This window comes from Acinetobacter sp. GQ146 (assembly GCF_059758585.1).
In genome coordinates this window covers 62,442-80,188 of the sequence record NZ_JCAXDV010000010.1, presented here as the reverse complement: position 1 = coordinate 80,188, position 17,747 = coordinate 62,442, and the positions used below count along the sequence as shown (strand labels likewise).

Genomic DNA, 17,747 nt, shown 5'->3' with positions numbered 1-17,747 from the left:
ACTTCAAATATTTTTATTGAAAAGCTATCAAACTCCACCGGCTATTTGCAGAGTGCTGTCTGATTCGATTGTAGTAAATCTCAAGATATTTAAAATAAACCTGATTGGCTCATTTTTAAGTAGAAAATAGACTGCCGTGAACCACATGAATTTTGATGGATGTATGAAAGAAGCGTTCCATTACTACATTATCCCTGCAGTCTATTCGCCTAAATATTATTTTAATTTCATTATTTATCTGCAACACTACTCTAACATCACAATACAGTATCGCGAGCCTAAAAAGCACAGCTTCACAAGCGCATAAGCATTACACCTGATAGAGTTTCCAAGCGAACCATTGCATAATAAAATGCATCACATATCAAGTGCTAGTTTATGTGTGAGCTAATTTTCCAACCACGAATACGATGCCTAAATTAATTCTCTAATACAAATAAATACAACTCGCCTTCTTTAATTCAAATAGAGGCAATATTTACTGTCCAAATAGTCGTAACTGAATAACTCAAATAGGCGATCCCATAAAATTTGCGTTATAAGCAAACGATGATTTGAATCGATATGCATAACTGGAACAGTCATACTGCCCAAGATAGCCAGCTATATCCCTAAAATTAACATTCCATTATTTTTTAAAAGGGCTATTTATCCGATATTTTGTCTAGGATCACCTTAATTGGTTTAATTTTTTATTGCATTCATCCTCTGTAAAACCTGCCGAATAGCATTCACAGTTTTTGCCAGACTATCTTCTGTTAAGGTCGGGTGTACCAAAAACATTAAACTGGTTTCACCTAATTGTTGAGCATTCACTAAGCGTGTTTTGGGTCTCCAAGGAGTACCTTCAAATGCTTGTTCTAAATAAACTTCTGAACAAGAACCAATAAAACATGGTACACCTTGCGCAGTAATTTCATTCATAATACGGTCACGTGACCAACCTGCCGGTAATTGTTGATTATTCACCTGCACATAACACTTATAGTAGGCATGTACATAATCTTGGTTTGGATAATTTACCGAGAAATAACGACTATTTTGAAATACAGCCAATATACGCTGCGCATTCTGTGTACGCTTTTTTGTCCATATTGGCATTTGTTTCAGTTGCATGCGCCCGAGCACGGCCTGCATTTCCATCATGCGCCAATTGGTTCCAAAAGAGTCATGTACCCAATGAAAACCAGGTGGGTGTTGTTTATGGTAAATGCTGTCATAGTTTTTACCATGGTCTTTATAGGACCACATTTTTTTCCATAAGTTTTCATCATTGGTAGTGACCATCCCCCCTTCACCCCCCGTGCTCATAATTTTGTCCTGACAGAACGACCATGCCCCAATATGACCAATTGAACCCGCTGATTTTCCTTTATATTGTGCACCATGCGCTTGTGCACAATCTTCTATGACAAAGAGACCTTTTTCTTCCGCCAACTGCATGATTGGATCCATATCACACATCCAACCCGCTAAATGTACGCAAATAATCGCTTTGGTATTTGGGGTTAATACTGCTTCAATGGTCTTTCGAGAAATATTCTGAGAATCTAGCTCAACATCAGCAAAAATAGGATTAGCACCCGCTGTAACAATACAGCTGGCAGATGCAAGAAATGTTCTGGAGGTAACAATTACATCATCACCAGCACCAATATTTAAAGCTTTTAAAGCAACATCAAGTGCTACCGTACCATTGGCTAATGCTACGGCATATTGGGTTTGGGTAAATTGCGCAAATTCTTTCTCAAACTCTCTACATTCTTGTCCAGTCCAATAGTTCACTTTATTTGAAAGCAGCAGATCTTTTACAGCATCTGCTTCTGCTTCTGTGAAGCTTGGCCATGGTTCAAATGAAGTATTTAGCATCTTTTTGCTCTAAAGGTAATCTTGGAAATTGATATTCGGTGTGGTATCTACAGGACATACCGCATGAATAAACTCAGCAACATTAGGTAGAGCATCAAATTCATGCTTCAGAATTGCTATATCGTATACATCATGCCATTCTCCCTTACGGAAAATCGCTTCACGTTGTCGACCTTCAACTTTCCAACCACATTTTTTAACATAAGCCCCCATACTGGGCCCATTGAAGTCTAAAACTGGACCATATAAACGTCTGAGTCCGACATTGTAAAAGGCCCACGCCATGGTTAACATAATGACTTCTGTACCAAAGCCCTTTTTACCTTTTTCAGGTAAGATTTTTATTGGCATATTAGCTGACTGATTATGCCAATCAATAGCCCACAATCCAGTGACACCAACAGCTTCATTCGTTTCATTATCTACAATAATTAAGCGATAAGTTGAACCATCTGCATTTGACTGAATCCAATTATTTTGGGAAAAAACAGATACAGGAAATGACCATCCAGCTACATTTCCAGCCACAAAAGGATCATTCATCAATTTTTGCAATAAAATATCATCGTGTAACTCAATTGGTCTAAGAGACACATTTTTAGATTTAATCATGAGAAGATTTCCCATTTGGTTCCCGATAAAGCGGGAAGTATTCTGTTAGCTGTCCAACCCTGCCATTTTTATTTGATAATTTGATATAAATATCAGAGTTCACGACAATACGATGTGTTTTAAATAAATGCTCATTCGAACTGAATCCTTTTTTATATTCATATAATGAATCCAGAGATGCTCCTAGGCCTCCGCCAAGATGCAAGATGGAATATTTATTTTCACGACCCCAAGCTCTTGCGATGTGTGTAATCAGCTTAGCAGGTTGTAAATTTCGATAAGCATCTAGAGTACCACCTAAATAATATTGAATAATTCCGCTTTCTTTACAATAGGTATAAATTGAAGCAGCAATTGGATTTTCCATATGATAGGCTGTAATTAATAGAATTCTTCCTTTTAGATTTTTTGCCAACTGTATAAAATATAAATCATCAAAAAAATAAAAATCTGAAGCATTTAAATGCTTCATAGTTTCAGTATAAATTTTAGAAAAAATCAAAGCATTATTTTCATTGAATTCTTCAATCTTTGTATATAGAGAATACTTTAACGCTTTTTTAATGCCGCGTTGATGTCTATGTTGAGTTTCAGCCCAATGTTCCTCTTCTGTTTTACTCAAATCTGAAGATAATGTTGGTCCATGCTCAACAATAATACCAAATGTACTCTTCCATCCGATATTTAATATTGGATGTAATCGAATAAACCAAGAAACACAATTCTGCTCTTTTAAAAAATGAATTGCATGTTTTAATAACTGATCAATCTCTTGATAAGTTAATACACTATCTCCTAATGGACCACTATAACCATATGGAGAGGTTGCATCCCAAAATATATCATCTATTTTTCTGATAATTAAAGGAAAAAGTAATTCACTATTCTCTGACTGAATAATTAGCCCTTTCGCCTGACCACCATCAATAAGTACTGAAGATTTTAGCCAGCCACTTAAATGATAGATATCAAAATTAAACTTCTTTACTACAACATCCCATTGATCATTTATATCAATTAAAGAGCATTTCACCTTAGAATCTATTTTTATCATTTTATGTTAACCTCAAAATTAGAAATTAACCTTTCACCCTCACTGCCTTCTACTATTATGGATGAAATTTTAAAAACCTGACTTAATGATATATATCAAAATTATTTTTCTACTGTGAAATTGGATTAATCATCTATCACTATTCCAATAGTATGTCACATTAGAGGTCATTATTTTTGTCACCTTGTTTATTCCCTGTAAATAAAGGCATGGAGTGACCTGATTCATCATTTATATTTTCTTTCATCAAAACAACTTTGATCGTTTTCAGCATAATTTTAAAATCCAACCAAACGGATTGATTTTCGACATACCAAATATCGAGTTTAAATTTTTCCTCCCAACTAATGGCATTACGTCCATTTACTTGTGCATAACCAGTTATGCCTGGGCGCACATGATGCCGCTTGGCTTGTTCTTCATTATAAAGTGGTAAATATTCCATCAGTAAAGGACGTGGGCCGACTATACTCATGTCACCTTTAATCACATTCCATAATTCAGGTAATTCATCCAAACTGCTAGACCGCAACATTCGACCAAAGGTTGTTAATCGTTTAATATCTGGTAAAGGGTTCCCTTGGGCATCGATAGCATCATGCATACTTCTAAATTTAATCATTTCAAAAGGTTTGCCATGTAACCCTGGACGAACCTGACGGAATAACACCGGTGAACCTAAGTTTTTTTTTACCTTGTATGTAACATATAAATATACTGGCGACAGTAGAGTGAGGGCAAAAGAAGCAATCACAATATCTAGGAAGCGTTTAATCATTTTCAGACTCCTAAAATATTTTGTAATCGTTGATTTACTTTTTCAGCATCAAATTTATCAATTGCAATTTTGTGGCTTTCATCTCCCATAAATCGAATCTGTTTAGGATTCTCAATGAAATAAATCATATATTCAGCTAAAGTTTTGGAATCCCACCGCGGAATAATGAAACCATTCCGATTTTGAATTACAGTTTCCCGACAACCTGGAACATCTGTCGTAATAATTGCACGACCTATGGCCATGGCTTCTTGTGTGCTCCGAGGGACACCCTCACGATACGAGGGCAATACAAATACATGACTATTCGTGATCCAGTCTTTGACATTATTCACTTGACCACGATACTCAACAACACACGAAGCAATCAAATCATCCAACTCAGCTTGTTGTAGTGCGCCAATATTAAAAGTATCTATTTGTCCAAGAATCGTAAACTGTGTTTTAGGATATTGTTTTTTCACCAATTTAGCGGCTTGAACAAACTCATGTATTCCTTTTTCTTTAAGCAACCGACCAATGAATAAAAATTTAATAGGAAGTGAAATATCATCTACGGGTTGATATGGATATTCTTGTAAATTTAAACCTATTCCACCTAGGATCACTACTTTTTTTACTTTTATAGCATATGTTTCCAATAAGTCTTTAGGATCATCGGGATTTAAGAAAATCAGTTGATCCAGCATTGGCAATGCAATTTTGTAAAGAAAAACCTGAATGTATCGGATCAATTTAGTTTTACGGTTTAGACCCTCTGGCTGCTCTGTAAAAGTGTAACCCAGCCCCTCAAGCATACCGATTACACAAGGTACTTTTGCTAGTTTCGCAGCTAGAGTCCCAAAAATGACTGGCTTAGAAAAATATGAAAAGACCACATCAGGATTTATATTCTTAATTTTTTTAAAAAGTTGATAAGTTGCGACAATATCTGCCAGTGGATTTAATCCACCACGGTTTAAAGTATATGTAACCGGAATAGCACCTAGTTGTTCTATTTTATTTATATCTTCTGCATTGTATTGAGATGTAAAAGCATAGATACGATGCCCCTGCTTTAAGAGGCTACGGATTAAATCTGCACGAAAATCATAAATGCTAGATGCTATCGTGCCAATAAACACTATCGTACTCATAATTTTTCAGCTTTTTTAATTGTTTTAAAAAATTATTCCCTATACGTTTAAGCGACAGAAATAAAACATTTTTTCAATAATGTGTTCCAATTGTCTCTTTTAACTTCTCTAATTAAAATACTTTTTTGGAGCTATGTCTGTTAAATACTTTTAAATAATCATCGATTTTGTTGCAAAAAGTTTTAAAAAATTAAAGTTCCACCAAGTAACAAAAACCAAGATATAACTTAGTTATAAAGTCTGTCTAAATTTTGCAAATTTATTCAGAATGATGAATGAGCATACAGCTCATACAACTTTGAGCAAAGTCGGCAACTCCCTGTAAAAATGAAAATTTCTAATCTATTCATTAGAAAGGATTGAATTTCCATACCAAACCAAACTGACTTATCCCCTTACCTAGCGCGTTTGATTCGACGTAATGCAAGCTTTGTAGATCAAAGCACAAAATTCCAGCGACTGATTTGAGCTTAATTGTAAACTCATCCATGCCTAGCGCAATAATTTTTAGATTCAGGGTATCCATCGAAAATTATATTGATGAATAGTTCTTCAGTAATATCTTTATTTATATAACCACACTACTTTTATTAATTTGCATATGATTATTTTTATTAAACTAGCTTATCTACAAAATAAAATTCTCAAAGATCCTACATTCTATTCACAAAAAAATTTAATAATTCTTGCATCTCTTTTGCATCATGATCAGATAAATTTTTATTTCTTCTCTTCGAAAGATTCTGCCCCAAGCCCAAAAAACCAATTGTATAAATAAAAAAATATTTAAAGTTAAAATAGATAAAATTAAAGATTCTATTATTCACTTGATAATAATTTCTTATTTTATGTTCATCTGAACATGTTTTCAAAAGATTATCGATGGAGATATTTCCAAATTCACGATAAAAAAGAAGTAAATCAGGAAGAATTGCTATTTTTAAATCATTTTTAGCATATGCACGACACCACAGCTCAAAATCTTCAGCACGAGGATAGTCTAAACTATATAAATTTCGTAGATACCATTCTTTTCTAGCCATCACAGTTGGATGAGCAATCGGAAACTTAAATGGTTTAGCTATCTCAGTAATAAGTGAATTCACACATCTAAATCCACAGACTCTATTCTGATCATCGATAGAGACTAAACCTGTGGAAACCAGGTCAAATGCATCATTTTCTAGAAGATATTTGAATTGTATTTCTAAACGACTAGGATGCATAATATCATCAGCATCCATCCTTGCTATAAATTTACCTTTTGATTCTGTTATTAATTGATTTAGACGATAGGGTAATTTTTTATTTACACCATCACATATCACTTTAATCCGCTGATCTTTGCACGCAAACTCTTTAGCAATCTTCAGGGAATTATCTGTAGATCCATCATCTAAAAGAATCAATTCCCAATTATTATATGATTGACAAAGTACAGACTGAATGGCAAAAGCTAAGAACTTTTCAGCATTATAAAATGGAATACCTACACTAATACTAGGTGTATTTTCAGATTGATTTATCATAGAAATAAAAGCCAATGTAAATTAGAATCAACATTAAGACATAATGAATTTGTATTTTTTCCTTAACAAAGGGTGAATAAAATAATGGTGAAATTAGCAATGGAATAGCACACCATGAGAACAATCCCCAACGATCTGAAAATGGCAATTGAAATGCCATAAACATAACAATACTGGCAATAATATAATAAGAAACAAGAATATTATATTGAGTCAATAAGTGACTATCAGATAACTTATTTTTAATATATAAAGATACAAGTAGAAAAAAAGTATTAAAAATTACAAACTGCGGCTTAAAACCAATGATGTATTCAGAACTTTCTTCAGAAAAATAACCTGCATGCCTATCATCACCTAAAAAATCTAAAAATATTGATGAGAAGTTTAAAAAACCATAATTAAAATAAGATAAAATTACAAAAAGAAAATAAATAAGAATTAGTAAATTTAGGCTTCTAAATTTACTAATGGCAATAGAAGAAATAAATATTAAAATTGGTATGATTGTAGTCAGATGAAATGCTAATGACAAAAGGATAAAAAATAAAATTAAAATATTGTTTTTCTTACCAACCCATAAAGAATAAGCAAATAACAAAATAGATAAAGATACACCTTGCCGAATAACATTAATACTCATACTTAAATAAAAGAAAAAGGACATACATGAAAAGAAGGAAATTAGTAGGTTTGATTCATATATGTCAGTATAGTTCTTTAGTGATTTGTAAGTGAATATATAAAATAAAAATGAAATTAACAATAAAAAATAACTAAAGTTTAAATCAAAAAATCTGAGTACTAATGCAATTAAACTAAATAAAAAATCACCATTAAAATCTACCTCAAGTGTTTCATACCAAAGAATATTGAGATAGTTTCCTGTATCAGTTCCAACATCATATGCCCTAAAACCTACAAGAATTATTAAGGATATTAAAGGAAAAAAAACTAAATATTGGCCTAATTTATTCTGTACCAAGACATCTTTCTTGATTTCTGAAGATAGCACAGAAGCTACAACCAAGCATGCTGTAATAAAATAAATTAGATTATATAGATTAAAAAAAGCAGTATTGTCAATTAACATAATTATATATTCTATCCATATTTTTATAAAAATCTAAAAGTTGAACAGCATTTTGTTTTATATCAAAACCATGCTTAGACAGCACTTCAATATTACATTCTAAATTTACTGGATTTTTATATTTAAACTCCTCGATCCATTTCTCTATATCATTTAATTCTTTAAAATAAATAAGATCCACACCAAGATCAACTTCTTTTGAAATTTTAGAAGATATTATAGATTTTAATCCAATTGCTTGGCTCTCTACTAATACTACTGGAAATCCTTCATGTAGTGAAGGCATTAGCATAACATCTGCTCCAGCCATTAAATTTGCTATGTCGTCTCTAATACCTAATAAATATACATTTTTATCTAAACCATTATCTTGAATTATTTTTCTGATATCGCATTCTAATGAGCCATGACCAACAATAAGAAATGTAAAAGAAGCACCCTGCTCTTTTAATTTTTTAGCAATTTCTAAAGAGAACCTATGATTCTTTACCTCACTCAACCTTCCTACTTGAATAATTTTCAACCCTTGAATATCTTCTTTAATGCTTTTCCAGTAATTTCTATTTTTTTCAGCGATTTGACTATATAGTTTTAAATCAATAGCATTATTTAAGATCCACACATGCTCTGTCGTACCAAATAAGTATTCTGCTGCTCCTTTACCACAAGCTATTTTTTGTGTTGATAATTTTTTATTTAAATATATTGCAAATTTTTCATATAAATAAGCAATAACCCCTAATTTTCCATTGCTTGTATTATGCGAGTGTGAAATTCGATGCTGAACACCAGCCCTTTTTGCTGCTAACAGATGAAAAGCATTACTTAGCAACATATGCGCATGTACAATTCGATATTCCGAATGTTGCCTTAAAAAATTGGTTAGCTTAAACATTCGTTCAATTGGATTCTTTGCAAGAATTGGAAAAATTCTGCCACCTAATTCAAAAATCTCATCGTCATAGTCACCTTTTTCTTGAGTAAAAGTAATAAAATCAAATTGAACTGATGTACGATCAATATTGCGAAATAAGTTCATTAGCATGGTTTCTGCACCAGCACGATCCATCTTACCAACTATATGTAAAATTCTAATCATTAAAGATCCCTAGCCATGAATTTTTGAAATTTTCGGTATTAAATCGGGTTGAATTAATTAGCGCAGCTTCAGAAAGTAATTTTAGATATTCATGATTATTTGCAAGTTTATTCATTGCTGCTGCAAAACCCACCTCTTTATGTCCAAAATTGACAACAACTCCCGATTCATTAAGTAGTTCTAAAACACCTGGTAAATGATCAAAGACAATAGCTGGAAGTCCATAAGCTTGGCTTTCAATTAATACCAATGGTGTTGCTTCTTTCCGTGATGGTAAAAGAAATACCGTAGCATTTTGATAAAAATTTTCAATATTGTTAATACAACCAAACAACTCAATATTTTTAAGTTTTTCCTTATGAATAATTTGATTCAGCGTATTAATATCATCATCTCTTAAACCTACTATCTGCAGAGTCCAGTCATTGCTTTTAAAAAGTGCCCATGCGTCTAAAAGAATATCAAAACCCTTAACTGTTATATCATTCCCTATTGCAAGAAATTTATTTTCTGAAAGGTTAGAGGTGGTTATAGCCGAATCAATTGTTAATGGGTTATATATTAATAATAATTTATTTTTACAAAATTTACTGTAATTTTCCCAAGAATAAATTTCATATTGAGATAATACAACAATTTTGAAACATTTTAAAACAGCATAATACCTAGATATCTTGAACAAAATTTTATCAAAATTTCCAATTAAAGAAAAATGCTCCCAAAGAATCAATCTTGTTTTTCTAGGCAAAATAAAACCATTAAATAAAATTGAATTTGAATCAAGATTAATGTAAAAATCGACTTTTTTTTCTTTTAAAATATTATATATCTTAATATTCTTTCCAAGAAGCCCACCCCTTGTTTCTGATAAGCTAATAACATTTACTCGAGTATCTAATTTATAAAATGACTGACCAGATTTATTAACTAAAATTGTAATACCATACCTATCTATTAACAAATTACAAAGAATACATAAAATTCGTTGTGTGCCTCCAGAGTTAGAAAGGTTATTAATCAAAAAAGCCAACTCTTTCTTATTAAATACCGAGTTATGCATATTTAACCCCTCTAAATTTGTGTATAATTTTTAACAAATAAACAATTAACCCTATATCTATGCGTGCAATCTTATGGTAAATTTTAGTAAAAATATATTTATTATTATCATAAATTGAATTATACAAACTCTGTATAGATTTTTTATTTTCATAAAACTCATTTTTACTCTCTAAAAGTAATGGAATAACAAATATCCTCTTTGACAACTCAATTAATTCTAAAGAATAACAATTAGTGAGATTTCTTTTCTTAACATAATCAGTTAGTTCAGCAATAAACAACATGGTATCAAATAACACATCAATTTGAATAGGCTTTCGACTTGCAGAATTAGGGCTTAGCACTTGATTATAGAATATTTCATTTAAAACCAAAATTTTACAAGCATGGCAATATACGCTATATACAAATAACATATCTTCACCATGCTTAAGCTTAGTATTAAATAAAATCTTATTCTCTTTAATTATTTTTAAATTAAAAAAATGTAACCAAGCACTTATGGGCTTAAGCTCATTCTCAAGTAAAAAATCATGCAAATTATCATATAGTTTTTTATTTTTAGGTTTTTTTTCACTTACTATATTTAAATCAATGTAAGATCTAACACCAAACTGTATAATATCTGCATCAAATAACTCAGCCTCATCTAATAAATTTTTAATAGTATTTTTATCTAAATAATCATCACTATCTAGAAAATAAATCCATTCACCTTCAGCTAAACTTATTCCAACATTTCTAGCTATACTTACACCTTCATTTGGCTTATTAACTAGAGTTATTCTATTATCATTATCCGCATATTTTTGACAAATTTTCAATGAATTGTCAGTACTTCCATCATTAACGATAATAATTTTAATATTTGAGAAAGTTTGATTTACAACAGATGATAAACATTGATCTATATAACTTTGTGTATTATATACTGGAATTACAATAGTGACTTTAGGTTGAAGCATATTAACCTACCTATAAAAGTAAAATCACATAATTATTTTCTATAACTTCCGATAAGATATTAAATTTCAATAGTCAATTTTATTTATAAAGTTGACTTCAGGCTAGAAGCAACATCCACGACCCTTTCTAATCAATATATTTACATAGTAAAGAGTGAAACTAAAACCTAGCACACATCTTTCCTTTCTATTAATTTAAAAAATTTTGTTATAAATTATTTCAAATATAACTCCATGTAATGAGTTAACAATAAAATAATTTCCTTATGTTATGAGCTTTTAAAATTTTCAAATTTTATGAAACACATATCAATACATTTTTTCGTGAATATTCTATGCTTTTCTAATTTTATGAGACTGTATAGTAAAAACCTTTTATTTAATAACTATTTATATCACCTGTGATTTTCTCTTTCCCAGAATTTAATCTAAAATATAACTAAAAATTCTCCCTATGCCAATACTTTTATAGTAACCAAAAATCTTAACCAGGCTTACCAAAAACAACTTCTGAACAAATTGAGAAAATTATTATTTATCAGCATCAATTAGTAGCAATCATATAAATCTAAAGCTCTAAGTCTAAACTAAAATTATCCTCCATAGAGAAGCCTTGGTTTGCTTTATAGAATTGTTTTCTTTATTTAAATTTAAGCATAATAATTAAGTACTATCACAAAATTATCAACATAATTAAAATAAATAGCAATAATGTTATTCAAAAATATTAAAATAATTAAACTCATTAAATCAATATAATAAACCCCAAAAAAATCCCATCAATATCATACAACCTTAAAATAAAATTTTATTCAATAAAAAAATCAACACCTTATTATTTTAATTTGATATATCTCTTAATTAATATTCTATGATTTCTTTCCACCCCCAAATAGTATATTAATAAAATAACAATCAAAGTCTCAATTGTAAAAATAATTATAAAATCATAAAAATCATTTACAACAAAATAATTGCCAATCATTTTTATAGCCAAAAGAATTGCACTAGTAGTAATAAATATATTAATCAAAACACTTCTAACAAAATCAGAAACATTAAATTTTTCGATTAGGCTTTTTACTATCCATATGTTAATAAACGCACCCAATATACTATTAAAAATAAAAATAATATAAGCATAATAATAATCAAAACCCAATTCAAACAAATAGTAAACCAAGGGAACTGATAGAAAAATAATGGTTCCTGTTAAAAAACTTATTTTTTTTACATTACCAGTAGCATGAATTAGTATAATAATCGGACTAAAAATCACATCAATCAAACTTATTATTAACATGAAAACAATAATAGTTTTTGCATAATCAGGCGGAGATTTAAGCCACAACCTCAAGATATAATCAATATTTGATATAACGGGAGCACAAAATATCAGCATCAAATAATAAGAATATTTTGCTGAATAAAATGTTAATAGATTCATTCTCTCAGTGTCAGAATTAGCATAACTTCTCATTAATTGTGGCTTCACCGCAATCAAAAGATTACTTGATAAATTCTGTAAAGCCGCATTAATCTGATTGCTTACCTGTATACTCGCAACTGCTATTAACCCAAAGAAGTTATTCATCAATAAAGTTATTCCATGTGTTTTAAAAACCACACAAAAATTCCCATACAAATCCCAACCAATAAAAATTATTATCTTTTTCAAAAAATCATTATCTATATTATTTAATTGTATTCTTGTTTCAAAAATATTTAATTCGCAATAAATTACGTAAATCAATCTTATAAAAATGACTATGGAAAAAACTCCGATAGCATAATATAATAACTTATCATGATTAAAAAAAATTAATATATATGCTAATAGTAACTTTAAAACTATATCAATTATAGAAATTATCGCATATATTCCAAATTTTTCTTTTGCCATTAGCATTGCTTCAAATGGAACAGTAATAACCAAAAAGAATAGTGACATTACAGATAAATGAAAAACTTGAAAAGTAATATTAATTCTATCTAATGGTATGTTAATATATGAGTTAATCAGCCAAAGACCTACAACCTCTACCAACAAACAAAGAAAAAATCCAATCAGAATATGTAAAATAAGAGCTGTAAAAAATATTTTTTGAATATAAAAAATACTGCCTTTTACCATTTCTACATTTAAAAAACGATTCATTGCACCAGACAAAGTGGTTTGAAAAAAAGAAAATAATGCAACGACTCCTACTATTGTTCCATATAATCCAAAGTCTTCTACACCAAGGTTTTCTAGCAATATTCGCGTTGAATACAAACTGAGAAAAAGTGCAACCAAAAGCCTAATATATAAAGCCAGAGTATTATTTAAAATTATTTTATTTTTAGACATAATTTAAAATCAACTTTTTAATACTTAAATATATAAAAAATGTTTTATTTAATTTTTACAAAAACAAATAAAACAATCTATATTTTTAAAAAATTTTTTAACATTCTTGCCTATATGTTCCCTATATTATCAACATTGATTTTATGATTAATTAATTTTGAATAAATTTTAAATCGCTTTAATCTAATACATTTTTAATTAGTTTAATGACTTTATATAATAAAGTGCTATCACGAAATACTAGGCTGTCATTATTGTAGATCAGAAAATTTCAATCTCTTTCCATCATATCCTGCTTGTATCATATATACAAATATTACACCACAGTGATACCGCATCTTTACCACTGGACTGTAGTAAAGCTTGCACTATCTTCTAAAATTATAATTGCACTGTATAATTCGATGTATTAGTATATTTAATAAACAACCTCAATCGCACCCAAGGATTGAAATATATTTATAATTTACAATAGGGTACAGGGGGACGGAGTGAAATTACTACAATATATTGGCCTTTTAGGGTTCACACTCAGCACTGTCGGTTGTGCTCTAGCACCGGGCCTTCAAACTTACAATTTACCTGAACAAGGCATCTACCAAACTGAACTTGGTAGTACAGTGAATGTCATTCAGCTCAATCAAAATATCTTACGAGACTTAAATCAAACTTCAAACATTGATATACAACAAGATTATTCCAGCTTATTTCGCCAAACCCAACGCTTATACAAGTTAAGTCCTGGCGATATTCTATCCATTTACTTATGGGCGTATCCTGAAATTACGCCTCCCACGAGTAACGTTTCCAGCGATCAATCTGCTCAAGCCAATGGTTATCAAATTGATCAAAGCGGCTATATCCAATTTCCCATTATTGGACGCTATAAAGCTGCTGGCAAATCACTCTCTCAAGTGAATCAAGAGATACGTAGTCAACTCTCTCGTTATTTAAAAACACCTGATGTCATAGTTCGTGTGTTGTCTTTTCAAGGACAGCGTTATTCAGTTCAAGGGAATGTCATGAGCGGTGGGCAGTTCTACCTGAGCGATCAACCCGTCAGCGTCTATACAGCTCTTAGCATGGCTGGTGGGATTAATACGCAATATGGGGATAACACCTCTATCACGTTGGTTCGCCAAGGACGAACGTACAAGCTGAATAGTATTCAGCTCGAACAATCTGGTTATTCTTTACATAATCTTCTTATTCAACCCAATGATACGCTCTATGTAAATTCTAAAGAGAACCAGAAAATTTATGTCATGGGTGAGTCTGGCAGAAATCAATCTTTGCCAATCCGTGATCAAGGCATGACCCTCAGTGATGTTCTAGGAGAAAGCTTAGGCATTGATTCAAATACGGCAAGTGCTAGCCGAATTTATGTACTACGCAGTGACCCGAAGTTGCAGCAAACTGAACTGTATCATATGAATTTAATGAGTCTCGGTGATTTCGGTTTAGCCAATCAATTTAAGATGCGTAGCAATGATATTGTTTATGTTGACGCTACAGGCTTAGCCCGTTGGCAACGTATCATTACCCAAATTTTACCGTTCTCTAATGCTTTGTATAATATTGATCGATTGGGAACTAACTAATACATATTCAAAATATTCTTACGGGCTGCATTGGAAATATATGTCGTAGTTCGATGGCAAAATACGTTTTCAAGCAGAAATATCTTCAATTACATATTGGATAAGCTTAGCCGTTTTTCAAAGGAAAAATCTTTCGATTAAGTCGCTGACAAGGTGGAAATATCTCAGATCCTTACCAGCACGAACAAGCAGTTTTTGATGACATCTGTCAACTTATGCAAACCCGTATAAATGACTGAAAACAATAAATTTAACCCAAAGATAATAAGATTATGAGCCAAAATACCAATAAAGTAGAAACAAGCGATTTAAAAGAACTATTTTTTTCACTCATCGCTCAATGGAAACTGATTGCGTTATGCACCATCTTAAGCTTGGTGTGTGCACTGCTTTATTTAAGAAGCACACCTAACACTTATGCAGTGCATGCCTTAATTCAGGTTGAAGACAGTAAAGGCGCCGGTACCGCTGCCTTACTCGGTGATTTATCATCCATGGTAGATCAAAACTCAACGGCTCAAGCTGAAATCGAGATTCTAAAATCGCACTTAGTCCTCGGAAATGTAATTCAACATCTCAACCTCGACTTACAAGTCTCTGGGACAGAAAACTCATTTTTCGATCGTTTACTCTCACCACACATTTATAAAACCCAGTACAGTACTCAATCTGTCCTGTTTAAAGATAACGAAAAAGCATTCGAAATAACACAATTTAAAGTCCCAGAAAACTACGAAGATCAAAGCCTTGAACTTCGCTTCACAGATCATCAATTCAGTTTAACAGATCCCACGACTGAGCAAGTCCTGCTTACAGCCAAGGTCAATCAACCCAATACCATGCGTACTGCTGATGGCGTATGGAATATTACGATTAATACTCAAAATCAACTCAATGATACCTATCTCATTCAGAAACAATCTTTACCTGCTGCAGTCGATAATCTCCTCACCAATTACTCAGTTGCAGAAAAAGGCAGGCTCGCTGGTATTCTAGGACTAAACTATCAAGGCACAGATAAAGAGCATATTAGCAAAGTATTGAATGCCATTTTAGTCTCATATAGCCAACAAAACATTGAGCGTCGTTCTGCAGAAACTGCGCAGACACTGAAGTTTTTAGATGAGCAATTACCTGAGCTAAAACAACAGCTTGATGTTGCTGAACGTGAATTTAACAAATTTCGTGAGCAATACAATACGGTTGATGTTACCAGAGAGTCTGAGCTTTATCTGACACAAAGTATTAACCTTGAAACTCAAAAAATCGCCCTACAACAAACACGTGCTGAATTGGCACAGAAATACACCGCTGAACACCCTGAAATGAAACAAGTTAATGCTCAACTTGCAGCAATTAACAATAAAATTAATGAACTCAATACAACACTTAAACAATTACCCGACTTGCAACGCCGCTATTTACAGTTGTACCGTGAAGTCGAAGTTAAACAACAACTCTATACCAACTTATTAAATTCTTACCAACAACTGCGTATTTCCAAAGCAGGTGAAATTGGTAACGTTCGTATTGTCGATACTGCAACCAAACCAATTAGACCGATTGCACCTAAAAAATTACAGATTTTAATTTTAGCTATTTTCTTGGGTGCTTTCCTCGGTACACTTTTAGCCTTTCTACGTAATATGCTACGTACAGGCATTAAAGATGCGGCTCAAATTGAAAATGTATTTAATCTACCGGTGTATGCAACTGTTCCGCATTCACCTATACAAGAAAGCCATCGTAAACTGCTTGAAAAGCATAAACATATTCCTATTCTTGCAGTCAAAAATAGTGATGATATTGCGATTGAAAGCTTACGTAGCATGCGTACTGCTATTCAATTTGCACTGAATAATGCACCTAACAATATCATTATGATTTCTAGCCCAGGACCAGAACTGGGTAAATCCTTTATTACCACTAACCTTGCAGTTATTCTAGCGCAAACCAATAAGCGTATATTATTGATTGATGCTAACCTACGTCGTGGACATTTACATCAATATTTCAATCAAGATAATCAAGCAGGTTTGGCAGACTTTTTAAATGGTCAGCAGCCTATTGAAAAAATCATCAAACATACAGAAGTTGAAAATCTATCTTTCATTACATGTGGTAACAGCCCAGCAAATCCGTCAGAGTTATTGAGCATGGATGGCTTTAAAAATCTACTCGAACAACTCTCTGGTCAATTCGATCATATTCTTATTGATACACCACCCATTTTGGCGGTGACAGACAGTATTATCATTTCACAATATGCAGGTGTGAATCTTGTGATTGCACGTTATGCAAAAACCCAAATGAAAGAGTTAGAGCTTGTTCTTCATCGGTTTGAACAAGCCAATACAAAAATTACGGGAATTATTATCAACGATATTCAACCTACTGTAGATTCACATTATGGTTATAACTATGCTTATGATTATAAGCGTTCGAAAAAAGGCTAATTTATTTTTAAAATCCATTCATAGAAAGAACGAGCATCATACCCGTTCTTTCTTACTGATATGATCAAATCAAGTGCAACACAATAGTCGAATAAAGTTGGATAGATACTTCTCTAACATCTTCAAATGGTCACTTATGCAGA

General features: G+C 31.7%; 13 protein-coding genes. 2 read left to right on the top strand and 11 right to left on the bottom strand.

The window, feature by feature from the left end; translation table 11 throughout:
* Nucleotides 1–684 precede the first annotated feature (684 nt).
* The 11 genes from AC6CHI_RS14690 to AC6CHI_RS14640 all read right to left on the bottom strand — a co-directional run bounded on the left by AC6CHI_RS14690 (nt 685) and on the right by AC6CHI_RS14640 (nt 13,547).
* Nucleotides 685–1,869 (bottom strand): DegT/DnrJ/EryC1/StrS family aminotransferase, encoded by a 1,185-nt coding sequence (locus AC6CHI_RS14690; RefSeq protein ID WP_498122169.1) that lies wholly within the window; start codon nt 1,867–1,869, stop codon nt 685–687.
* 9 nt (nt 1,870–1,878) lie between these two features.
* On the bottom strand, nt 1,879–2,481 hold the full coding sequence (locus tag AC6CHI_RS14685; RefSeq protein WP_498122167.1) for a GNAT family N-acetyltransferase: 603 nt from the start codon (nt 2,479–2,481) through the stop codon (nt 1,879–1,881).
* Nucleotides 2,474–3,535 (bottom strand): GNAT family N-acetyltransferase, encoded by a 1,062-nt coding sequence (locus AC6CHI_RS14680; protein ID WP_498122165.1) that lies wholly within the window; start codon nt 3,533–3,535, stop codon nt 2,474–2,476. The genes AC6CHI_RS14685 and AC6CHI_RS14680 overlap by 8 nt, the downstream gene beginning before the upstream one ends.
* 160 nt (nt 3,536–3,695) lie before the next feature.
* Nucleotides 3,696–4,313 (bottom strand): sugar transferase, encoded by a 618-nt coding sequence (locus AC6CHI_RS14675; protein WP_458893107.1) that lies wholly within the window; start codon nt 4,311–4,313, stop codon nt 3,696–3,698.
* Between the two features lie 2 nt (nt 4,314–4,315).
* Nucleotides 4,316–5,449, bottom strand: coding sequence for a glycosyltransferase family 4 protein (locus tag AC6CHI_RS14670; RefSeq protein WP_498122163.1), 1,134 nt, complete (start codon nt 5,447–5,449; stop codon nt 4,316–4,318).
* 653 nt (nt 5,450–6,102) lie between these two features.
* Nucleotides 6,103–6,978, bottom strand: a complete 876-nt coding sequence (locus tag AC6CHI_RS14665; protein ID WP_498122162.1) for a glycosyltransferase family 2 protein — start codon at nt 6,976–6,978, stop codon at nt 6,103–6,105.
* Nucleotides 6,962–8,071 carry an EpsG family protein gene (locus AC6CHI_RS14660; protein ID WP_498122160.1) on the bottom strand — a complete coding sequence of 370 codons (1,110 nt, stop codon included), beginning with the start codon at nt 8,069–8,071 and terminating at the stop codon, nt 6,962–6,964. Before AC6CHI_RS14660 ends, AC6CHI_RS14665 begins: the two co-directional genes overlap by 17 nt.
* Nucleotides 8,061–9,170 carry a glycosyltransferase gene (locus AC6CHI_RS14655; RefSeq protein ID WP_498122159.1) on the bottom strand — a complete coding sequence of 370 codons (1,110 nt, stop codon included), beginning with the start codon at nt 9,168–9,170 and terminating at the stop codon, nt 8,061–8,063. Before AC6CHI_RS14655 ends, AC6CHI_RS14660 begins: the two co-directional genes overlap by 11 nt.
* Complete coding sequence (locus tag AC6CHI_RS14650; RefSeq protein WP_498122158.1) at nt 9,163–10,230, bottom strand: glycosyltransferase; 1,068 nt, start codon at nt 10,228–10,230, stop codon at nt 9,163–9,165. Before AC6CHI_RS14650 ends, AC6CHI_RS14655 begins: the two co-directional genes overlap by 8 nt.
* Entirely contained in the window at nt 10,223–11,197 is a 975-nt protein-coding gene (locus AC6CHI_RS14645; RefSeq protein WP_498122156.1) for a glycosyltransferase family 2 protein, read from the bottom strand. Before AC6CHI_RS14645 ends, AC6CHI_RS14650 begins: the two co-directional genes overlap by 8 nt.
* An 835-nt stretch (nt 11,198–12,032) precedes the next feature.
* A complete protein-coding gene (locus AC6CHI_RS14640) occupies nt 12,033–13,547 on the bottom strand; it encodes an MATE family efflux transporter (RefSeq protein ID WP_498122154.1) in 1,515 nt (504 codons plus the stop codon).
* Between the two features lie 491 nt (nt 13,548–14,038).
* Between AC6CHI_RS14640 and AC6CHI_RS14635 the strand changes: the two genes are divergently transcribed.
* On the top strand, nt 14,039–15,148 hold the full coding sequence (locus tag AC6CHI_RS14635; protein WP_498122152.1) for a polysaccharide biosynthesis/export family protein: 1,110 nt from the start codon (nt 14,039–14,041) through the stop codon (nt 15,146–15,148).
* Nucleotides 15,149–15,420: 272 nt separating this feature from the next.
* Complete coding sequence (locus AC6CHI_RS14630; protein ID WP_498122150.1) at nt 15,421–17,604, top strand: polysaccharide biosynthesis tyrosine autokinase; 2,184 nt, start codon at nt 15,421–15,423, stop codon at nt 17,602–17,604.
* The last annotated feature ends 143 nt before the right edge of the window (nt 17,605–17,747 follow it).